Raw genomic sequence first — 20,654 nt, forward strand, 5'->3', positions numbered from 1 at the left:
CGGACGCGGATAGAAAAGCAGCCGAGCGAGCTCGGCTCTACCAGAAGCGGAAGCGGCTATTCGCTATCGTCCGCCGTTGCGACGGCCTCATTGCTACTGACTCGGTGCTCTCGCGGGGCGTAGCTTGGCTCTACGAGGAGCGCCCTTTTCGGGGAAGGAGCAGGCTTTCATGTAGAGCGGAGCTTGCTCCGCTGCTCTTGCTGGCCGGCACACGTTGGCCGGGGCGGATCGAAGAGCAGCCGAGCGAGCTCGGCTCTACGAGAGCCGCCACCAAGCGGCTATTCGCTATCACGCCCCGTTGCGACGACCTCATTGGTATTGACTCGGTGCTGTCGCGGGGCGCAGCTCGGCTCTACGAGGCGGGCGGCCGAACGTCCGGCTACTGCAATTCCAACACCCGCTCTGGCGGCCGGCCGATGACTGCGCGTCCGCCGTGGACGAAAATCGCGCGTTCCATCAGGCGTGGGTGTTCGACCAGGGCGGCGATCAGCTGGTCCTCGCTGTGGGCCGGGTCGGCCAACCCCAGTTCGGCGTATTCGGGCTCGCCGGGGCGGAGGAGGTCGTGAGCGCAAAGGTCGAGTTGCTGGAGCAGGGCGCGGAGCTGGTCAGCATGCAGTGGCCGATCCAAATAAGGCACCACGGTACGCTCGATGCCGCTTTCAGCCAGTAGTTGCAAGGCGCCGCGGGATTTTGAGCGGCAGGGGTTGTGGTAAAGCAAAGTGCCGTCCACGGGCACAAGATTAATCTGTTTGACCAGAATCGTCCCTCCCATTACCATTTGCGCCCCGACTTCGGGCGGTTAGCTCAGCGGTAGAGCACTGCTTTCACACGGCAGGGGTCACAAGTTCGAAACTTGTACCGCCCACCAGTTGCACCAAAAGGCCCGGCTTGTCCGGGCCTTTTGCTTTTTGAGGAGCAGCGGAAGCGGGCGATCCGCATGCCAGGGTGTCGCTCAAAAGAGGCGAAGAGGCAGATTTGGCACACAACTTGCCTCTGTTCCGACAGGTCTCTTGGGAGGAAACCTGTATGAACAGTCACGCCATTCCGGTTGCCACGCCATCGGTCCAGATCCGAGCTTCGGCTCCTAATTTCCGTCGTCTGCTTTCCCGCCGCTCCACACGTGAGCTGGATGACGAGGAGCGGGCCGATCTGACCGAGGCCCAGGTAAAAGCCACGCGCCCTGTGATCAGCGGCGTGCTGTTTTGCGGCGCGCTGCTGCTGGCGTTGACTGGTTTCTTCGAAATGACGGGCGTCGCGCCCAGTTCCGGCTATCCCTGGTGGCTGGTGCAATTGGCGGCGGCGACGTCGGCCGGATGCGCATTTGCCGTCATGCGTTTGACGGATTGGAGACTGCGCCTGACGTTGGCGTTGACAGCCACGCTGTTGATCGGCGTGTTCATGAGCATGCCGCTGCCCGGCGAAACCGGTCAATTGGCGCTGCGTGCCGGATTGTTCCAATTATTGCCACTGGCACTGATGGCGTTGATGGTCAGGCCGATGTCGATCACCGCGATGGCGGTGCTGGTATTGGTACTGGCGTATCTGCGGATTGCCGTCTACGGGGTTCCGGGGGCTGGTAGCGCGCTGTACTGGCTATACATCTTCACCACGGTCGGATTTGGCGTGGTGCTGGCGGGGTACAGAACCGATTTTGCGGTATCGGTCTGGCGCATGCGCCGGCGCCTGATGCAGCAGGCCTACACCGATGGGCTGACCGGCCTGGCGAATCGCTCCGGTTGGAACGACCGGGCAGCAAATGCGTACGAAGCGGTGGAAGACCGCCCGACCGCCATCGTGTTCTTCGATATCGATAACTTCAAGCGCATCAACGACCAGCATGGGCATGAAGGCGGCGACGCCGTGTTGCAGCGGCTGGGCGGAATACTGAAGGCGCGACTGGCGGAAGGCGATTACGCCGCCCGGATCGGAGGCGAGGAGTTCGCGGTATTGATGACGGGCGAAAACGCGGCATCGGCGCAGTCGTTCGCCGAACGCGTCCGCGCCGAATTCTCCAAGGGCTACGGCGACATCCGTACCACCGTCTGCGCCGGTATCAGCTATCGCCAGCCTGGCGACAGCCTGCGCGCGCAGATGCGCCGTGCCGATGAGGCGTTGTATGAAGCCAAGGATGCGGGTAGGGATCGGTTGGTGGTGCGCGGTTGAAGGGCGGAGAGCCGTTCCAGTATTCCTAACTGTGGAAGTGGTGCCGGCATGCCGGCACCGGTGAGTCGCGACCGTAGCAGTTGGTAGTACGAAGAGCGTCGCGACTCACGTCGCTCCCACAAGGAGTTATTGCGGGACCTGAAGCTCTCAACCCGGCAAGCTCTGCTTGAGCTTGCCGATATCTCCCCAAGGGTCACTTCGCAATCGTGCTGCCCGTGCTTTAGCCACGGGCAGGGTGAAGGCGCCGGGGGATGCGATCTTGCTCAGGTCTTCCCAGCGGATCGGCATTGCGACGGTGGCATCCGGGCGGGCGCGTAGCGACCAGCTGCAGACACTGGTGGCGCCGCGTGTGTTGCGCAGCCAGTCAATGAAGATGCGGCCTTCGCGCTCGGCCTTGCTCGCCGTGGCCAAGTAACGTTGCGGCTGGTCCTGTGCCAAGCCTTTCGCGATTGATTCGCAGAAATCCTTGGCTTGTTCCCACGACGGCCCAGGTTTGATGGGCGCCACCACATGCAGGCCCTTGCCGCCGGAGAGCCGTACGAAACTTTCCAGACCGGCTTGCTGCAGGCGCTTGCGCACTTCGCGCGCGGCGGCTTTGACCTTTGCCCAATCCACGCCTTCGCCTGGATCGAGATCGAACACCAGCCGGTCCGGCCGTTCCGGCGCTTGGATGGTGGCACCCCAAGGATGGAACTCCAGCGTATTCATCTGTACCAGCGCCAGTAGCCCTGACAGATCTTCGATATAGAGATAATCCTCCTTGCCGCTTTTCTGCTGCAGCGGGATCGCTTCGACGCTCGCGCCCAGGGCGTCGGTGTGGTGTTTCTGGAAAAAACATTCGCCCTCTGCGCCGTCAGGGCAGCGCACCAGGGACAACGGCCGACGGATCAGCTCCGGGAGTATCCATTTGGCGACGGATCGGTAGTAGTCGGCGACGTCGGCTTTGGTGATGCCGCTGTTGGGATAGACGACGCGGTCGGGGCTGGTCAGCGTCACCGTATCTTTGGCCGATTTTTTCATCGGATGGTTTCCGTGTGGTGCCGATGGATCTCGATGGTGTATCTCAATGTAGGAGCGGCGTCCCGCCGCAAGCTCTTCCCGTCAGATCGCGATAGAAGCGGAAGAGCTCGCGGCGGGACGCCGCTCCTACAACAGCGCCGACGACATCGCCAAGTCTTGGCGCCGGCGACGGCCGGCCATTTCAACCCGCTTTCTTCTTCGCCGCTTTGGTGGTCTTGGTCTTCTTGGCTGACTTTGCCTTGGTGGCTTTGGTTGTCTTACGAGTTTTCTTGGCGGGCGTGCGCTTGTTGCTGGCCAGGCTCTTTTCCAACAAGGCCATGAAATCCACCACGTTGGTAGTGGCGTCCTTCGGCGCCTCTTCGGTGTCGTCGAACTTGGCCACCTTGCCTTTGGACTTCACGCGCTTCTTGATGATCTCGTGCAGGCGCTGGCGGTATTCGTCCTGATAGTCGTCGGGTTTCCATTCGCCCGCCATCGACGAGATCAGCTGCTTGGCCATTTCGATTTCCTTGGCGCTGATGCGGTAAGTGCTCGCGGCACCAGAAGGAAGGTGATGTTCGGCGGGGTCGACCAGCTCCTGCGGATAGCGCAACAGGATCAGCACCAAGGCGTCTTCCAGCGGCATTACCGCGGACAGATATTGCCGGGTGCGGATCACTACGCGGGCAATACCGATCTTGCCGGTGCTTTCCAGGGTTTCCCGCAGCAGTACGTAGCCTTTCTCGGCTTTCTTGCCCGGCACCAGGATGTAGGGTTTTTCGAAGTAGCGCGGGTCGATATCGCTGGCTTCCACGAAGGTTTCGATCTCGACGCTTTCGCGGCTTTCAGGCGCCGCCGCGCGGAAATCTTCTTCCTCGACCACGACATAGTTGCCCTTGTCGTATTCGTAGGCCTTGACGATATCTTTCCAAGGTACTTCCTCGCCGGTCTCCGCGTTGACACGTTCGAAGCGGACGGGCTTCTTGTCGCGCGAATCGAGCATCCGGAAATGCAGGTCCACCTTGCGCTCGCCGGACATCAGCGAAACGGGGACGTTCAGCAGCCCAAACGATAACGTGCCTGTCCAGATCGGACGCGCCATGAGGGTCGGTGAGAGCCGTCAGTGCTGGGTCGGCGCAGGGCGGTGATCGTCCAGCCAGCGCCAAGCCTCTCTCACCATGGTGCGCACCACCGGCCAACTGACCTCCGACGGGCCGCGGATCGTTTCCCACTGCGCTTCCAGTTCGTATTCGGTCGACAGATCCAGCGTACCGTCATGCGCTTCGTAACTTGCCAGTGCCAGCGCGTAAGCCGAGCAGGCGTCATCCCACGCCACTTCAGGGTGAAGGCGGACACGCCGTCCGTAGTCGGCGGCGCTGAAGGCTTCGAAATCGGAAGCTTGGTCGGTGTCCCGGAAGGCAACGCATTGTGCGATCCTGCCGCGCGTTTTCTTCAGCGATTCCAACTGGTCGCGATATTTGATCCTGTCCATGCGTTCTCCGGCTCGGCAAGGTGGGGGTCCGAATCAGTAACGTGTTAGTTATCCGCCGGGCCGTTACCAGCCCGTGACGGGACCGTATACGCAACACTCACTTGCCTGCATTGGTGAATAGTCATTCAGCGAGCAGACGCTTTCACGGCGCCGCGTGTGGCGCAGCGGATCGAAACGGATATGAACGCGCCAGCGGACCCGCGGCACTCAATTACGCTGTGGAAAAAGACCGTGCGCCAGAATCCGCCAGTCTCACCAGTTGCGACAGGTAACGGTTGAGATAGCGCTCCTTCATGGAATGCAGGCATGGCCAGCCAAACCGGTTTGTTGAGAAAGCTCGAATCTGAATCTTCGCTGCTGCCGGCGCGAAGTGGCGATGGCAAGGGTTTGAGCGACCGCCTGGCGTCCAAGTACCACGACCGCATCACCGGCCGCTTCATGATTCCCGGACGGGAAGGGCGCTATGCCGAACTTCCGGCTGACCTGCCAGCGTCGCTGGCGACGGCGTTGCGCGCACGCGGCATCGAACGCCTGTATTCGCACCAGGCCGAGGCCTGGGCGCATGCGCAGGCGGGCAAACACCTGGCTGTGGTCACGCCGACCGCTTCCGGCAAATCGCTTTGCTACACGCTGCCGGTGGTATCGGCGGCGATCACCCGCCAGGCCAAGGCGCTGTACCTGTTCCCCACCAAGGCGCTGGCGCAGGACCAGGTCAGCGAACTGCTGGAGCTGAATGCGGCAGGCGATCTTGGCGTCAAGGCGTTCACCTTCGATGGCGATACGCCAGGCGATGCGCGCCAGGCGATCCGTTTGCATGGCGACATCGTGGTCAGCAATCCGGACATGCTGCACCAGGCCATCCTGCCGCATCACACCAAGTGGGCGCAGTTTTTCGAGAACCTCCGCTTTGTAGTGATCGACGAGGTGCACACCTATCGTGGCGTGTTCGGCTCGCATGTGGCCAATGTGCTGCGCCGGTTGAAACGGGTGTGCGCGTTCTACGGCGCCGATCCGCAGTTCATTTTGTGCTCGGCCACCATCGGCAATCCCAAGGCGCATGTTGAAGCGTTGATCGAGGCCGAGGTGGAGGCGATTGCCGAATCCGGCGCGCCTACCGGCGACAAGCACGTGTTGCTGTGGAATCCGCCTGTGGTCAATCCCGATCTGGGCCTGCGCGCGTCGGCGCGTTCGCAGAGCAACCGCATCGCGCGGCTCGCGATCAAGGCAGGCCTGAAGACATTGGTGTTCGCCCAATCGCGGACCATGGTGGAAGTGCTGACCAAGTACCTGAAGGACGTGTTCGACCACGACCCGCGCAAGCCGCCCCGCATCCGTGCGTACCGCGGCGGCTACCTGCCGACGGAGCGCCGTGAGGCGGAACGCGCGATGCGCGACGGACGCGTCGATGGGATCGTGTCGACTTCAGCACTGGAATTGGGTGTGGATATCGGCAGCCTGGACGCGGTGGTGCTCAATGGTTATCCCGGTTCCATCTCCGCCACGTGGCAGCGTTTCGGCCGGGCAGGGCGCCGCCAGCAGGCATCGCTGGGCATCCTGGTCGCCAGTTCGCAGCCGTTGGACCAGTACGTGGTGCGGCACCCGGAATTCTTCGCCGACAGTCCGCCGGAGCATGCACGCATCGCCGCCGACCAGCCGATGATCCTGTTGGACCACATTCGCTGTGCGGCCTTCGAATTGCCGTTCCTGATAGGCGAACGCTTCGGGCCGGTAGATCCGGCGCCGTTCCTGGAATTGCTCAGCGAAGACAGCGTGGTGCATCGCGAAGGCGACCGCTACGAGTGGATCGCCGACAGTTATCCGGCCAATGCGGTGAGTCTGCGCTCGGTGGCCGATGGCAATTTCGTGGTGGTCGACCGCACCGATGGTCGCCAGACGATCATCGCCGAAGTGGATTTCAGTGCCGCGCCGCTGACCTTGTACGAAGGCGCCATCCACATGATCCAGTCCATGCCCTACCAAGTGGAGCGGCTGGACTGGGAAGGACGCAAGGCTTACGTGACGCGTACGCAAGTCGACTACTACACCGATGCCATCGACTACACCAAGCTGAAAGTCCTGGAGCGCTTTGACGGCTGCATCGCCGGGCAGGGCACCTGTCATCACGGCGAAGTGCATCTGGTGCGGCGCGTCGCTGGCTACAAGAAAATCCGCTACTACACCCACGAGAACATCGGCTACGGGCCGGTCAATCTGCCGGACCAGGAAATGCACACCACCAGTCTGTGGTGGCAGCTGCCGTCGGAGGTACTGGAGCGCGCCTTCGAATCGAGGCAGCAGGCGCTGGATGGTTTTCTTGGCGCAGCTAACGCGCTGCATATCGCCGCCACGGTGGCGGTCATGGCGGAAGGGCGCGACCTGCAGAAAGCGGTCGGCGATAGTGATGGCGCCTGGTCGGCGCTGCCGGACGGGCAGGGGCGTGGGCAGTTGCGCGGGGCAGGCAGCCAACTGCTTTCGCCGGCTTCCGGCGACCGCTTCGTTCCCACGGTTTATCTTTACGACAACTACCCGGGCGGCATCGGACTGAGCGAACCGTTGTGGCATCGCCAGCGCGAACTGCTGCAACGTGCACGCGAACTGGTCGCCGCCTGCGATTGCCAGGCCGGTTGTCCGGCCTGCGTGGGACCGGTGCTGGCCGCTGACGAGGATGCCGAAGTTACGCCACGGCAACTTGCGTCCCGCGTCTTGGAATTCTTGGAAACATCATGAGCGTCAGTGCCGAAAAATTGCAGCGTTTGCGCACGCAGAGTGGCGTGCCGGTGGCGGCAGCCAAGCCCAAGGTGCCGGCGGCGTCGGAAACGATGCCGATGCTGCGGCGGATGTTGGGTGTGCGCCAGCGAACGGTGACCGTGCGTGCTGCGGAATCCGACCGGCAATTGCCAGGCGTTGAGCTCTCACCGGGTCTGCGCCTGGTGGAACACGTCCTGCCTTGGGCCACAGTGCCGGCGCAGTTCGATGGCGGCTTCGCGCGAAGCGAAGCGTTCCCTAGTGAAGGCATGCTGTTCTTCGACACCGAAACCACCGGGTTGTCTGGCGGCACCGGCACGCGCGCTTTCATGATCGGCGCCTCCGACTTCGTACCGGACGGTCTGCGGATACGGCAACTGCTTATTTCCCACTTGGCGGCCGAGACGGCGATGCTGGAGGCGTTCTCGCAATGGCTGGGGCCGGATACGCGCCTGGTCAGCTACAACGGACGCTGTTACGACGCACCGCTATTGGCCACACGTTATCGGCTGGCACGCAAATACAATCCTTTGTCCGATCTGGCGCACCTCGATTTGTTGTTTCCCACGCGACGCCGTTACCGCGGTGTCTGGGAGAACTGCAAGCTGGCCACCATCGAACGCAATGCACTGGGTATTGTCCGCGAAGACGATCTTCCGGGATCGGAAGCGCCTGGCGCCTGGCTGCAATATCTGCGTGGTGGTTCTTCGGACCTGTTGCGGCGGGTGCTGGCGCACAACTTCCAGGATGTGGTGACGTTGGCAAGGTTGTTGGAGCATTTGGCGGTGGTGGATGTGGGCGGTGAGCGGTTAGCGGGGGACATTGGGGCGCCCTTGGTTCTTTCCGCTATCGCTTGAACGGCGGCTTAGTTTCCTTCTCCCCTCGGGAGAAGGTGCCCGAAGAGCCTGCCCCGTACTTGATACGGGGGCGGATGAGGGAATGGCAATGACTCGCTGGTCAAGTTTGCTACAAGCGGATACTCCATTCCCTCATCCGTCGCTGCGCGCCACCTTCTCCCAGGGGAGAAGGGAAAAACGCCAACGACGACCTTGCCATCAGGACTCTCCCCACCCACCACCCACCAGAATGTGAAGCACTGCTCAATCCCGGAAAGCGCCCCTAAAGAAGCAACAGGGCTTGCCGAAATCCTTGGTAGATTTTCGAGCGGGTGAAACCGTTCGGGAAAACGCTTACCTCCGGTTGGATCAAACGCTTTAGGGGAACTGCTTTGCGGATTCTGTACGTTGGCGATACCGCCTGCCTGCCTGCCGACCTGGCCGACTATATCGGTGACATGGGCGACGAGTGGAAAGTCGAGGTGGTGGCCGATGGCAACGCCGCGATTTTCGCTATCGCCGTCGCGCCGGTCGATGTGGTGCTTGTCGGGCCTTCGCTGCCTGACCTGCCGCCGCCGACTCTGCTCGGCCAGATCCGCACGCTTCGGCCCGAAACCATCCGCATCGCGCTGTTGGAAACCTCCGATGGCAGCATGGCGCCCCCGATCAAGCTGATTGGCGTCGCGCACCGGTTCCTGCCGCTGCCGCTGTCATCGGAAACGGTGCTGGAAGCGATCCATAGCCTGGAAGAACTGCGCGATCTGCTGGACAGTCCGCGCCTGCGCCGTGCCATCGGCCGGGTCGAGCATCTGCCATCGCCGCCGCATCTGTATTTCGCGCTGACGCGTGCGCTGGAAGAGGACGAGGGCACGGCGACCGACATCGCCAAGGTGGTTGCCGGTGATCCGGCCATCGCCGCGAAGGTGCTGCAGTTGAGCAATTCCGCGTTCTTCTCCAACGGTCGCGGTATCACTGATCTGCGCGCCGCCGTGACACGGCTGGGCTTGAGCACGTTGCGTGACCTGGTGTTGGCCAGCGAAGTCTTCTCTATGAAGACCAGTTCCACCGTCGACCGTACGATGTTGCAGCAGCGGGCGCTGTTCGCTTCGCGGCTGGCGGCCAAGATTCTGCCCAAGACCAGCGCCGACCTCGGTGCCACCGCGGCGTTGCTGGCCAACATCGGCCTGCTGCTGCCTGGCGTACGCGACGAGCGCGAGCCACTTTTGCCCGACGATCAGAACGAGCGTCCTGGTCACACCGAAGCCGGCGCGTATCTGCTGGGCTTGTGGGGCCTGCCGATGCCCATCGTCGAAGCGGTCGCCTTCCACCGCCATCCGCAGCGTTCCAGCCTGCGCAGCTTCTGGGTACCCGGCGCCGTGCACGTGGCCGGCGCGCTGGCCAGCAACGAACCCGTGGACGAGGCTTACCTGTCCTCGCTGGGCGTATTGCATCAGCTGCCGTCGTGGCGCCAGATGGCGGAATCGATGGTCGAGCGGTTCGAGGAAACGGCGGCTTAGGAGCCGGGAACGGGGAATAGGGAACCGAGAATGGAGAATTCCTGACTCGGAATCTTCACTTGTGGGAGTGGTGCCGGCATGCCGGCACCGGTGAGTCGCGACGTTGATGTTTCCGGTCGCGACTTGACCCGCCATTCGGCTGTTAAAAACCGCTGCTTCATACAAAGAATTTCAGCCGCACCTGACGTAGAGCCGAGCTTGCTCGGCTGCTCTTCGATCCGCGTGCATAGTGCGAACAGCAGCGGAGCAAGCTCCGCTCTACGTTGATGCCGGCATACTTTCTGCACGATGTTTTTGTTTGCTCCCCGCCAAACAGGCAAAAAAATCCCCACAGTGGACAGGCCTGCTGCGGGGTTTGGACAAGGACAGCAATTGAACTCTTTGGCGGGTTGTCGATCTTCGGTACTGGCGATACGTTCAAGCCGCGACCGGAGACATCAACGTCGCGACTTGACCAGCCATTCGGCTGTTGAAAGCCGTCGCTCCTACAAGGTGCATCTACGTCACCCCATCAGCTTGAACAGCGACAGCGACTGCATCTGGGTGAAGACCATTTGCGCGGCTTGCAGGGCGGTGTTTTCCATGTTGTAGCGGCCGATGGCTTCGGCCCAGTCCAGGTCGCGCAGGGTGGACAGGGTGCCTTTGTAGGTCACGGCGTTGGCGTCGCGCAGTTCGGCGGCGGTGTCTATCGCTGACAGTTGGGCGCCGCCGCTGGCGCGGGCGTCGATCATGCGGCCTTGCGCGGTGGCAACGTCGCGCATGGCGGTCTGCAAGCCGTTCTGCATCGCCGTGCGCTGTGCGGGAGTGGTGGGATTGCTTTCCAGCGTGGCGATCATGTTCTGCACGGTGGCGAAGACGTCGCGGGTGGCCGAAGGGCCGATCTCGAACGCATCGCCCGCCGCCGGATTACCGTCGATCTTCATCTGCACGCCGGCAAAGGCGATGCTTTCGCCCTTGGTATAGGCGCCGGTGGCGATCACCGCATTGCTGCTGTCGCGGATTTCGTAGGCATTGGTCGCGGTGAATTCGATGCGGTAGTTGCCGCCGGTCCAAGCGCTGGAATCGGTCACACCGAAATCCATCAGCAATCCGGTGCCGGTGTTGCCTGCCTCAGGATGCGCGTCCACCTGGCCATCGCCGGTGCGCAGACGCATGAAGATCTCGCTGCCGGGAATGGTGTCCGAAACGAACATGTCCGGCGCCACTTCGACCTGGCGCTGGGTCTGATTGCCGCTGTACAGCACGCTGCCGCCGGTGATGGCGAATGGTGCGCCACCGTCGTCGGTGCCACCGAACAGATAACGTCCGGCGCCGTCGGTGCTATTGGCCAGGTCCAGCAAGCCGGCGTGGATTGCTTTCAGTTCGGTACTGATGGCGGCGCGGCTGTCATCGCCCAGTGCGGCATTGTTGGCTTGCACGGCGAGTTCGTTGATGCGGGCCATCGCATCGCCGACTTGCGTCAGCGCGTTTTCTTGCAGCCCTAGTCGGTTTTGCACTGCGTTGGCGTTCTGCGCGAAGCGCTCCAGCTCGGCCACCGCGCGATCCAGACCAACGGCGGTACCGGCGGCGACCGGGTCGTCCTTGGCGGTGATCAGCCGTTGGCTGGTGGAAAGCTGCTGCTGCGTATGCGCCAGCTTCGCCTGTTTGGCCAGCATCGAGCTGATCGATTGCTGGTACATCATGCCGGTGGAAATTCGATAGGTCATCGGCGCACCGCGTTGAGCAGGGATTGGAACAAGCTGTCGGCGGTAGAGATGATCTGCGCGGCCGCTTGATAGGCCTGTTGCAGGCGCATCAGGTCGGCCGCTTCCTCATCCAGGTTTACGCCGGAAATACTGTCGCGCGCCGCTTGCGCCTGGTCATGGATCACCTGCTGCGCTTCAGCGGAATAGTCGGCTTGGCGTGCCGCCGAGCCCACGCTGGTGGTCAGGCCAGCAACGGCGCCATTGAGCGTGAGCGTGCCGCCGTTCAAAGCGCGCGCATCGTCCAGGTTGGCCAGCAACTTGGCGTTGCCGTTATCGCTGGAATTGGCGCCATTGGCCGACACGGTGAAGGTATCGCCGGCTCTGGGTGCACCGTCCACGGCCAGGCTCCAGCCGTTGTAGCTGATGGTCTGCCCGGCGGTGTAGGCGAATGGGCCGGTGCCGTCGACGGTGTATTGGGTGGCGTCGATGAATTCGATATTCACCGGCGTCAGCAGATTGGCGTTGCTGGCGTCGGTGACCTTCAGTCCGCTGAGCTTGCCGCTGCCGAGGTTGGTCAGATCGACGCTGCCCTTGATCGGCGTGGCGGCGGCGATGCGGCTGGGATCGGTGATGGCCAGCGATAGGGTGCCGGCCGCGCCCGCGGTGGGTTGCAGCAGGAAACGATCGTTCGCCGCCGGCGCACCGGAGGCCAGCACGACTTCCACGCCGTTCACCACCAGCGGATCGGCGGCGGTGCCGGTGCCGGTGAGCGGAATCGCGGCGCCGGTTTGCGGATGGGTGGCACTCCATGCCGCGCCATCGAAACGCAGCAGCGCATTCTGCCCGTTCAACGCACCCAGATCACCCAGCGATGTCTGCAACACGGCATTGCCGCCATTGCCGGAATGCGACGTGATCCGGGGTGGCGTCAGATTGAAGAAATCGCCGCCCATCTGGCCGTACAGATCCATACCGGCGGCGTGGCCTTCATTGAAGGTTTCCGCCAGTGACACGGCGATACGGCCCAGTTCGGCCACGGCGGGATCCAGCACGGTGGTGCGGAATTCCATCAGGCCGCCCATCTGCCCGCCCATGGCGCGATTGTCCAGGTGGGTGCGCATGCCGTTGGTTTCCAGCGCTACCTGCAAGCGTTCCGGGCGGTAGGGATCGGCGACGGTCACCAGCTTGCTGGCCGTGGCGCCAACCACCAGCGGTTGCCCGCCTGCGGTGAAGACATTGACCTGGCCGCCATCCTGCGTCACTGCATTGCCACCGGTATAACCCACCAGCTGGCTGATCAATTGATCGCGGCGGTCCAGCAGGTCCGCCGATGCATTGACGTTGCCACCGATCTTGCCATTGAGCTGGGCGATTTCGACGGCCAAGCGGTTCACTTCGCTGGTGCCGGCGACCAAACCGTTGTTGACCTCGTCGTTCAAACCATCCAGATGCTTATCGATCTGATTGAAGCGGGTCACCAGGGCATTGGCCTGCGCCAGCATGCTCTGGCGATCGGCGGACGACGACGCGTTGGAAGACAACGCGCTGACCGAATCGAAGAAGCCCGACCACGGCGCACTGATGCCGGTGGCTTTCTCGGAAAACAAACTGTCCATGCGACTGGAAAGCACCGACATCTGTTGCAGGCGGCTGAGCTCGCCGCCGCTGTCCAACAGCCGCGCCGTGGCCAGCGAATCGGCCATGCGTTTGATGTCGACGATCTGGACGCCGGTACCCTGGAAGCCATGGCCATAGAAAGTAGCGTCGCGTGCGGCGAATTCCGTGCGCTGGCGCGAATAGCCTTCGGTGTTGACGTTGGCTACGTTGTGGCTGACCGTGGAAAGCGCTCGCTGGAAGGCGATGAGGGCGCTGCTACCGGTGGCGAGAAGATTCGACATTTCAGTTCCTCATCAACGGTGCAGGGTGTTGCGCTGTGTGGTGCCCGCTGCCGACGCCACGGCGGTATCCAATGCTGTGGTGGCCACCGAACGCATGGCCGACAGCACCTTGCCCAGCGTCGGGCCGTTGGCAATGGAAGAGATCTTGTTGGCATACGACGGATCGGTGGCGTAGCCGGCTTTTTGCAGGCCCTTGGCGAAACCATGGATGTCTTTGCCCGCCGCCAACGCCTGCTGGTAGCGCGGATTGTTCTTCAACAGCCGCACATAGTCGGCGAAGCTTTCAGCAGGCGAGCTGTAGGCGCGGAACTCGGCGGTTTCCGAATGCTTCACGCCGTTGGTGTATTCGTGCGTGCCAGTGCGGACGCGGTCGCCCTTCCAACCGGTCGCCTTGATGCCGAACAGGTTGTTGGAGCTGCCGCCATCATTGCGCTGGATGCCGCGGCGGCCCCAGCCGGTTTCCAGCGCGGCCTGCGCGACAAGGGCACGCGGGTCGACGCCCAGTTCCTTGGCCGCTTTCTCGGCATGGTTCCAGACTTCGGCGACGAAGCGTTCGGGTGTATTGCGCGCATATTTCTGCGGATCGGCTTTGCCCACCGATTCCACTTCCTCGCAGGCATCCGGTTCCGGAATCGTCAATTGCTTCAGTGTCAGTGGCAAGTTATCGCCGCTGGCTTCGGAAGAAGCGTCCGACGTGTTACCGCTGCGGCCAGCGATGGCGTCCAGCATCTGGCCGGTTTCCGTCGACGGCAACATGCGGCGGTATTCGGATAATCCGTAACTGCTCGGCGTAGCGGCAGGTGCCGGCGCTTCGTCACCACCCAGTTGGCGCGCGATCATCGGCGCCAAACCCATGCCTTTGCCCTGCGTCATCGCCTTGGCGAGCTGCTGGTCGTACATGTCGCGGAAGGTCTGGTTTTCGCCGGGAAACAGCGAATCGCCGAAGCTGGCGTCGCGCATGCACTTGATCAGCATCTGTGCGAACTGGCCTTCGAGTTGCTTGGCGACTTCCTGGATGCGCGCGCGGTCCGGCTTGCCATTGGCATCGGCCAGCGGCAGCGAAGGCTGCGTCAGGCTGTTCGACGCCAAGCTGTTCGAAAGCAGGCTATTAACCGGCGCGGCCATCAGATGACCTCAAGCTCCGCGCGTAGCGCGCCGGCTTGCTTCAGCGCTTCCAGGATCGCGATCAGATCGCCCGGCGCGGCGCCGACTTCGTTCACGGCGCGGACGATTTCATCCAGCGTCGTGCCGCCTTCGAACTTGAACATGCGGTTGCCTTCGGTGGTGACCGCCACCGAGGAATGCGGCGTGACCACGGTTTGGCCACCGCGCGAAAATTCGTTGGGCTGGCTGACGTCGATCGATTCAGTGATGCTGACCGTCAGCGAGCCGTGCGTCACCGCGGCCGGCATGACTTTTACTTGCGAACCGATCACCACCGTGCCGGTGCGCGCGTTGACGATGACCTTGGCGGCCGCGGTGCCGGGTGTCAGTTCCAGGCTTTCCACGCGCGCCATGAAGCCGATGCGGGCGTTCTGATCGGCCGGAGCACGTACTGCGACCGTCACAGCGTCCACCGCGTATGCACTGCCAGCGCCGAAGCTCTGATCCAACGCCGTCACCATCCGCGAAACCGTGGTGAAGTCCGCCTGGTGCAGATTGAGCGTGATGGTGTCACCGCCGCCGAAAGCATCGGGAACCGCACGCTCCACAGTGGCGCCATTGGGAATACGGCCCACGCTGGGTGTATTGACCGAAATGCGCGAACCGTCGCGGCCCTGCGCACCAAAACCGCCGACCACCAGATTGCCTTGTGCGATCGCGTAGACCTCGCCGTCGGCACCGCGCAACGGAGCCATCAGCAGACTGCCGCCACGCAACGAACTGGCGTTGCCGATGGAAGACACGGTGATATCGATCGGCTGGCCTGGCTTGGCGAAGGCGGGCAGGTCGGCGTGGATCGCCACCGCCGCGACGTTCTTCAACTGCGGATTGACGTTGGGCGGAATGTTGACGCCCAGTTCGCCCAGCATGTTCTTCAGGCTCTGCACAGTGAAGGGCGCTTGGCTGGTGCGGTCACCCGTGCCATCCAAACCCACCACCAGGCCGTAGCCCACCAGCGGATTGCTGCGCACGCCGCCGACCTGGGCCAGATCCTTGATGCGCTCCGCGCGTGCGGACGGCGCAAGGCACAGCAGCGCGATGATCAGCCAGGCCAGACCGCCCCAGAAAGTGGGCCCGTCGAGTTCACGGGGTTTCTTCGCCGGTTCCGGGCTTTCTGGTCCTGCTTTGGTCTCGATGCTGTCCATCGCGATTCCCCTTAGTTCGGATAGATCGGCGAATTGAAGAACCGGCCCAGCCAACCCATTGAGTTGGACTGCGCTATTGCGCCGCGGCCGCCGTAGGCGATGCGTGCATCGGCCACCTTGCTGGACGAGATGCTGTTGTCGGTACCGATATCGGCCGGGCGCACGATTCCCTGAATCTGCACCAGCTCGTCGCCCTGGTTCAGGCGCATGTTCTTCTGGCCCTGCACGACAAGATTGCCGTTGGGCAGGCGCTGGATGACGGTGACCGTCAGGCTGCCTTGCAATCGGTTGCTCTGCGCGCTTTGCCCGTTACCGTTGAAGCCGCGGTCGCCATTGACCGAAGCGCTGAGCAGGTCGCGGCCGTTGTAGGTCAGCGGTGCGCCGGCAATGTTCGGCGCGGCCATGGTGATTTCGCTGCTCTTGTCCACCGAGGTGGTGGCGGTGGTCTGCGCCGTGGTGTTCTCGATCAGATTGATGGTGAGCAGATCGCCGACGTTGCGTGCGCGGCGATCGGAATAGAGGCTCAGGCCGGGACCCGCGCGATAGATTGCACCGGCGGTGGCTTGTTCCTGCGGCGCCATGACGGGCTGGATCGGCGCCATTGGCGCGTACGGACGCACATCGCCGAACGAGCGCGCGCAGCCGCTGAGCGCCAGCGTGGAGACGGTGAGGATGATGATGAGCAAGATGGGATTTTTCACCGGTGCCTCAGACGTTGTTGTTCAAGTAACCGAGCATGGAGTCGGTGGTGGAAATGGCCTTGGCGTTCATTTCGTAAGCGCGCTGGGTTTCGATCATGCTGACCAGCTCTTCCACCACGTTGACGTTGGAGCCTTCCAGCGCGCCCTGCACGACACTGCCCAGGCCATTGAGGCCGGGGGTGCCGTTTTGCGCAGGGCCTGATGCGGTGGTTTCCACGTAAAGGTTTTCGCCCTTGGCTTGAAGGCCCGAGGGATTGACGAAATCGGTGAGCGTCAACGCGCCGATTTCCAATGCCTGACCTTCACCGGCCATGGTCACGCTGATGGTGCCGTCGTTGCCGATGGTCATCGACTGCGCGCCTTCCGGTACCTGGATGCCGGGCTGCACCGGATAGCCGCTGTTGGTGACCAGTTCGCCTTGGGCGTTGATCTGAAACGAGCCGTCGCGGGTATAGGCGGGCGTGCCGTCAGGCAGCAGCACTTCAAAGAAGCCGCGGCCGTTGACCATCACGTCCAGCGAGCGGCCGGTCTGCTGCGGATTGCCCTGCTGGAAATCCTTGGACGTCGACACCACACGCACGCCGGTGCCCAGTTGCAGGCCGGACGGCAGCTGCGTCTGCTGCGAAGTGGAGCCGCCGGGCTGGCGCACCTGCTGATACAGCAGATCTTCAAAGCTGGCGCGATCGCGCTTGAAACCGGTGGTGTTGGTGTTCGCCAGATTATTGGAGACCACCGACATGCGCGTCTGCTGCGCATCCAGCCCGGTCTTGGCGACCCAGAGTGCTTGATTCATTGGTGGCTCCTATGTGGTGAGGCGAAAGCGGGAACGGGGAACAGGGAACGGGGAATGGAAGTGACAAGTTGCGGATCGAGAAGGGACACCATTCGGCATCAAGTCAGCAGCAAGTCCTGTGCCAGAAGGGCGGACGGAATTCCGACGGGAGCGCATGAAGCGGGAACAGGGAACGGGGAACGGGGAACAGGGAACAGGGAACGGGGAATGAAAGTTGGCGGGCGGCGGCTCGAGAAGGACACCATTCGGCGTCAACGACGAAACAGAGCAACCGGTATCTGCCGGCGGAAGCGATCCGTCATTCCCCGTTCCCCGTTCCCCGTTCCCCCGTTCCCCCGCTCCCCGTTCCCCGTTCCCGCTTCTGCTCCCAGCCTTAGCCGCCAAGTCTCAACAAACTATTCGACGCCTGCGCCATCTCATCGCCACTGCGAATTACCTTGACCTGCATCTCGAATTGGCGCTGCAACTGGATCATTTGCACGAGTGCGCCGGCGGCGTCGACGTTGCTGCCTTCCAGCACGCCGACGGTCAGGTTGTTGCCGTTGGCAGGGGCGGGTGGGGTCTGCGGATCGACGGGGCGCATCAGGCCATCGGCACCGCGGGCGAGCTGCTGCGGGGCCGCATCGACGATCCGCATCCGTCCCACCACGGCCATCGTCTGCGGACCTTCGCCTTGCGGGATGATCGAAACGGTGCCGTCAGCACCGATATCGATGGACTGCGCCGGCGGCACGGCGATGGGATTGCCGTTGTCGTCCAGCACGGGACGGCCGCTGGCGGTCACTAATTGACCATTCGGCGTCAGGCTGAGTTCGCCATTGCGTGTGAAGGCCTGGCTACCGTCCGCGGCCTGCACCGCCAACCAGCGGTTCTGCTGCAGGGAGACGTCCAGCGAGCGGCCAGTGGCCATCTGCGAACCGGTGCGCGAATCGAATCCCGGATCGATCAGCACCGCGTCCACGCGCGACGGAAAACCTTCGCCTTGGATGCGGAAAGCCTCAGTGCCGGCCAATGCCGCCTTGAAACCCTTGGTATCCACATTGGCCAAGTTGTGCGACACCGTGCCTTGCGCCTGCAGTGAAGCGCGGGCGCCGGTCATGGCGACGTAGAGGGCTTTGTCCATTTGGGGAATTCCGTGGGGCTGAGGTTTTTGAGAAGAAGCGGGAACGGGGAACGGGGAAAGGGGAACGGGGGAACGGGGAACGGGGAAAGGGGAATGAATTCTCCCCTTCGCTGAAGGTGTATGGACCTCCGGGAATATTTTCCTGACAGCAGATAAGCGAACTGTCCGACACCGGAATCTTTCATTCCCCGTTCCCCGTTCCCCGTTCCCTGTTCCCCGCTCCCGCTTCACTTCATCAACGAATATTGATAACCGTCTGAGTCACTTGGTCCTGCGTCGAAAGCATCTGCGAGTTGGCCTGGAAATTACGCTGCGCCACGATCATGTTGACCAACTGTTCGGTGAGGTCGACGGTGGAAGCTTCCAAGGCACCCGACGACACCTGGCCGAAATCCGACGTGCCGGGCGCACCGGTACGCGGTTCGCCCGAGGCGAAGCTGTGCGTCCAGGTGTTATTGCCTTGCGACACCAAGCCTTGCGGATTGGTGAAGTTGGTCAGCGCGACTTGGCCGACCGCGCGATCCACGCCATTCGAATAGCGGGCATACACCACGCCTTCCGGCGATACGCTGAATTCGTTGAGCTTGCCGCTGGCGAAACCATCCTGGCGCTGGTCGTTCTTGGCGAAGACTTCGCCGTACTGATTAGTGCCGCTGATATCCAGGGTCATGTTCAACACGCCGGCGCCGGTGGTGGGCGTGAACGGTGCCAACGTGATCTGGCCGGTGGCCGGTACGGTCAATGCGCCGTTGTTGTCGAACTGCACCGTGGTCGGCGCGCCCATCGACGTGCCGTCAACGTACACGTTGACCTGCCACTCGTTGGGATTTGGCGTCTTCACGTAGTACACCGACTGCGTGTGCGCCACGCCCAGTGAATCGTAGACGGTGACCGAGGTGGTTTCGTTGTAGGTGCTGCTGTCGGCCGGATTGAACGGGGTGATGGTCGGCTGCGCGGCATTGCCCGGCAGCGTCACGCCCAGGTTTACTTCCGTGGTGGGGCTGGGGGGGCTGTCGGTGGTCAGCAGTTGCAGATCGACCATGCTGCCGGTGTCGAAGCCGGAATTGTCCCCGCGTGGCGGGAATACCTGCAGGCGGTAGCCATCCGGCGTGGTGACGAAGCCGTTGGCATCGCGCTGGAAATTACCGGCGCGCGTGTAGACGTTGCTGCCGTTGTTGCTGACGGTAAAGAAGCCTTCCTGATCGATCGCCAGATCCAGATAGCGGCCAGTCTGGTTGATGTCGCCCTGCGAGAACTGCTGGGCCACATTGGTCAGGCGCACACCGGCGCCGATGCCGTTACGCAACAGGCCGTAACCGGTGGTGGAAAACACCTCGGCGAACTCCGCGCGCGATTCCTTGAAGCCGGTGGTGCTGACGTTGGCGATGTTGTGCGAAGTGACATTGAGGTCGGCGTTGGCCGCCTTCATGCCGGAGAGCGAACTGTTGAAAGCCATGGAGTACTCCTTGCGGAATGCGAGGTGAGGTGGCGTGGATGGACGATGGACTTAGGAAGCCGACTTGCCGATGCGCAGCACGTAGTCGAGTGGCGCCGTGCCGAGGCCCGGCAGGTTGAGGTACAGCCCGTCGGTACCGATCGTCACGCTTTCGACGGTGGCATCGACGTAGGTATTGAGCGCGGTGGCGGTGCCACTGGCGTCGGTATGAGTCGCCTTGATGGCATAGGTGCCGGCGGGCATGCGTTCGCCCTTGGCGTTCAGACCATCCCAGGCGAAAGTCGCTTCGCCCTTGGCTTCGACATTCAGTTCGATTTTCTTCACCACCACGCCGCTGGCGTCGGTGATTTCCACGCGAGTGGTTCCGGGACTGGGTGCCATCACCACGCCGGTGGTGTTGCCGCTGGCGGCTAGCGCCATTTTTTCTGAAGGAATCAATACGGCGTGGCCTACCAGCGATGCGCCTTTCAGCACTTGGTCGCCCGTCAGTGCATCACCAAAACCTTTCACCGCGGTATTGAGATCGCCGATGCCCTGCACGGTGGAAAACTGCGCCAACTGGCCGATGAATTCGCTGTTGGACAGCGGTTTCAAAGGATCCTGATGCTTGAGCTGTTCGGTCATCAGGCGCATGAAATCCGCCTGGCCGAGCGTCTCGGGCTTCTTGGCCGTCGGGGTGCTGGTGGTCGTGTTGGAAAACAGATCGCTGGGGATGGTGCTCATCGGCGGTGTCCTGAAATTAGTTGGGGCCTGTTAACGCTATTGGGACAGGTCACGTTGCTTCCCCGCCTCGCCAGGGGCTTGTGCGTGGCGTAGCGACAGGCTGGCCGCCTGTTCAAGCCGCGCGCGAGTTCCTGGCGAGGCGGGGAAGCAACCCGAAGGGCCGCAACCCAGTGCGCACGGGACCGCGTCATCACTCGGGCATGGATCGACATAC

15 protein-coding genes, 1 tRNA gene and 2 pseudogenes are annotated in these 20,654 nt (G+C 62.6%); 5 read left to right on the forward strand and 13 right to left on the reverse strand.

Annotated features, from left to right (window positions below):
• Positions 1–379: 379 nt before the first annotated feature.
• The gene (gene arsC, locus AB6O04_RS18675) at positions 380–772 is read right to left on the reverse strand and encodes an arsenate reductase (glutaredoxin) (protein WP_368565834.1); all 393 of its coding nucleotides are present in this window, start codon (positions 770–772) and stop codon (positions 380–382) included.
• Positions 773–793: 21 nt separating this feature from the next.
• On the opposite strand from arsC, the gene AB6O04_RS18680 reads away from it, so the two are divergent.
• Positions 794–868, forward strand: a tRNA-Val gene (locus AB6O04_RS18680).
• Between the two features lie 158 nt (positions 869–1,026).
• The gene (locus AB6O04_RS18685) at positions 1,027–2,163 is read left to right on the forward strand and encodes a GGDEF domain-containing protein (RefSeq protein ID WP_368565836.1); all 1,137 of its coding nucleotides are present in this window, start codon (positions 1,027–1,029) and stop codon (positions 2,161–2,163) included.
• Between the two features lie 147 nt (positions 2,164–2,310).
• Here the strand turns inward: AB6O04_RS18685 and ligD are convergent.
• The 3 genes and pseudogenes from ligD to AB6O04_RS18700 all read right to left on the reverse strand — a co-directional run.
• Positions 2,311–3,174 (reverse strand): annotated as a pseudogene (gene ligD / locus AB6O04_RS18690) (non-homologous end-joining DNA ligase); the annotation flags it as partial.
• Positions 3,175–3,364: 190 nt separating this feature from the next.
• Positions 3,365–4,264 carry a Ku protein gene (locus tag AB6O04_RS18695; protein ID WP_368565838.1) on the reverse strand — a complete coding sequence of 300 codons (900 nt, stop codon included), beginning with the start codon at positions 4,262–4,264 and terminating at the stop codon, positions 3,365–3,367.
• 18 nt (positions 4,265–4,282) lie between these two features.
• A complete protein-coding gene (locus tag AB6O04_RS18700; protein ID WP_368565840.1) occupies positions 4,283–4,654 on the reverse strand; it encodes a hypothetical protein in 372 nt (123 codons plus the stop codon).
• A 306-nt stretch (positions 4,655–4,960) separates the two neighbouring features.
• Between AB6O04_RS18700 and AB6O04_RS18705 the strand changes: the two genes are divergently transcribed.
• The 3 genes and pseudogenes from AB6O04_RS18705 (at position 4,961) to AB6O04_RS18715 (ending at position 9,752) form a co-directional block, all read left to right on the forward strand.
• Positions 4,961–7,381 carry a DEAD/DEAH box helicase gene (locus AB6O04_RS18705; protein WP_368565842.1) on the forward strand — a complete coding sequence of 807 codons (2,421 nt, stop codon included), beginning with the start codon at positions 4,961–4,963 and terminating at the stop codon, positions 7,379–7,381.
• 101 nt (positions 7,382–7,482) lie between these two features.
• Positions 7,483–8,256, forward strand: a pseudogene (locus AB6O04_RS18710) (ribonuclease H-like domain-containing protein); the annotation flags it as partial.
• 371 nt (positions 8,257–8,627) lie between these two features.
• Positions 8,628–9,752 carry an HDOD domain-containing protein gene (locus AB6O04_RS18715; RefSeq protein WP_368565844.1) on the forward strand — a complete coding sequence of 375 codons (1,125 nt, stop codon included), beginning with the start codon at positions 8,628–8,630 and terminating at the stop codon, positions 9,750–9,752.
• Between the two features lie 503 nt (positions 9,753–10,255).
• On the opposite strand, the gene flgL is transcribed toward AB6O04_RS18715, so the two are convergent.
• The 9 genes from flgL to AB6O04_RS18760 all read right to left on the reverse strand — a co-directional run bounded on the left by flgL (position 10,256) and on the right by AB6O04_RS18760 (position 20,440).
• Positions 10,256–11,458: a flagellar hook-associated protein FlgL gene (gene flgL, locus AB6O04_RS18720; protein WP_368565845.1), complete on the reverse strand. Its 1,203-nt coding sequence runs from the start codon at positions 11,456–11,458 to the stop codon at positions 10,256–10,258.
• Positions 11,455–13,335 (reverse strand): flagellar hook-associated protein FlgK, encoded by a 1,881-nt coding sequence (gene flgK / locus AB6O04_RS18725; protein WP_368565847.1) that lies wholly within the window; start codon positions 13,333–13,335, stop codon positions 11,455–11,457. Before flgK ends, flgL begins: the two co-directional genes overlap by 4 nt.
• Before the next feature lie 12 nt (positions 13,336–13,347).
• Complete coding sequence (gene flgJ / locus AB6O04_RS18730; protein WP_368565851.1) at positions 13,348–14,460, reverse strand: flagellar assembly peptidoglycan hydrolase FlgJ; 1,113 nt, start codon at positions 14,458–14,460, stop codon at positions 13,348–13,350.
• On the reverse strand, positions 14,460–15,644 hold the full coding sequence (locus tag AB6O04_RS18735) for a flagellar basal body P-ring protein FlgI (protein WP_368565853.1): 1,185 nt from the start codon (positions 15,642–15,644) through the stop codon (positions 14,460–14,462). Before AB6O04_RS18735 ends, flgJ begins: the two co-directional genes overlap by 1 nt.
• Positions 15,645–15,655: 11 nt before the next feature.
• Positions 15,656–16,330: a flagellar basal body L-ring protein FlgH gene (flgH, locus tag AB6O04_RS18740; RefSeq protein ID WP_368565858.1), complete on the reverse strand. Its 675-nt coding sequence runs from the start codon at positions 16,328–16,330 to the stop codon at positions 15,656–15,658.
• Positions 16,331–16,352: 22 nt separating this feature from the next.
• Positions 16,353–17,138: a flagellar basal-body rod protein FlgG gene (gene flgG / locus AB6O04_RS18745; protein ID WP_337344779.1), complete on the reverse strand. Its 786-nt coding sequence runs from the start codon at positions 17,136–17,138 to the stop codon at positions 16,353–16,355.
• A gap of 373 nt (positions 17,139–17,511) precedes the next feature.
• Complete coding sequence (locus tag AB6O04_RS18750) at positions 17,512–18,261, reverse strand: flagellar basal body rod protein FlgF (protein ID WP_368565855.1); 750 nt, start codon at positions 18,259–18,261, stop codon at positions 17,512–17,514.
• 235 nt (positions 18,262–18,496) lie between these two features.
• Positions 18,497–19,717, reverse strand: a complete 1,221-nt coding sequence (gene flgE / locus AB6O04_RS18755) for a flagellar hook protein FlgE (protein WP_368565856.1) — start codon at positions 19,715–19,717, stop codon at positions 18,497–18,499.
• A 51-nt stretch (positions 19,718–19,768) separates the two neighbouring features.
• On the reverse strand, positions 19,769–20,440 hold the full coding sequence (locus tag AB6O04_RS18760; protein WP_368565857.1) for a flagellar hook capping FlgD N-terminal domain-containing protein: 672 nt from the start codon (positions 20,438–20,440) through the stop codon (positions 19,769–19,771).
• Positions 20,441–20,654: the final 214 nt, after the last annotated feature.

It is taken from the genome of Pseudoxanthomonas sp. UTMC 1351 (genome assembly GCF_040948865.1).
Classification (GTDB): domain Bacteria; phylum Pseudomonadota; class Gammaproteobacteria; order Xanthomonadales; family Xanthomonadaceae; genus Pseudoxanthomonas_A.

Coding starts and splice junctions, on each gene's coding strand:
- arsC (WP_368565834.1), bottom strand. CDS start 772: ATGGGAGGGACGATTCTGGTCAAACAGATTAATCTTGTGCCCGTGGAC.
- AB6O04_RS18685 (WP_368565836.1), top strand. CDS start 1,027: ATGAACAGTCACGCCATTCCGGTTGCCACGCCATCGGTCCAGATCCGA.
- AB6O04_RS18695 (WP_368565838.1), bottom strand. CDS start 4,264: ATGGCGCGTCCGATCTGGACAGGCACGTTATCGTTTGGGCTGCTGAAC.
- AB6O04_RS18700 (WP_368565840.1), bottom strand. CDS start 4,654: ATGGACAGGATCAAATATCGCGACCAGTTGGAATCGCTGAAGAAAACG.
- AB6O04_RS18705 (WP_368565842.1), top strand. CDS start 4,961: ATGGCCAGCCAAACCGGTTTGTTGAGAAAGCTCGAATCTGAATCTTCG.
- flgL (WP_368565845.1), bottom strand. CDS start 11,458: ATGACCTATCGAATTTCCACCGGCATGATGTACCAGCAATCGATCAGC.
- flgK (WP_368565847.1), bottom strand. CDS start 13,335: ATGTCGAATCTTCTCGCCACCGGTAGCAGCGCCCTCATCGCCTTCCAG.
- flgJ (WP_368565851.1), bottom strand. CDS start 14,460: ATGGCCGCGCCGGTTAATAGCCTGCTTTCGAACAGCTTGGCGTCGAAC.
- AB6O04_RS18735 (WP_368565853.1), bottom strand. CDS start 15,644: ATGGACAGCATCGAGACCAAAGCAGGACCAGAAAGCCCGGAACCGGCG.
- flgG (WP_337344779.1), bottom strand. CDS start 17,138: ATGAATCAAGCACTCTGGGTCGCCAAGACCGGGCTGGATGCGCAGCAG.
- AB6O04_RS18750 (WP_368565855.1), bottom strand. CDS start 18,261: ATGGACAAAGCCCTCTACGTCGCCATGACCGGCGCCCGCGCTTCACTG.
- flgE (WP_368565856.1), bottom strand. CDS start 19,717: ATGGCTTTCAACAGTTCGCTCTCCGGCATGAAGGCGGCCAACGCCGAC.
- AB6O04_RS18760 (WP_368565857.1), bottom strand. CDS start 20,440: ATGAGCACCATCCCCAGCGATCTGTTTTCCAACACGACCACCAGCACC.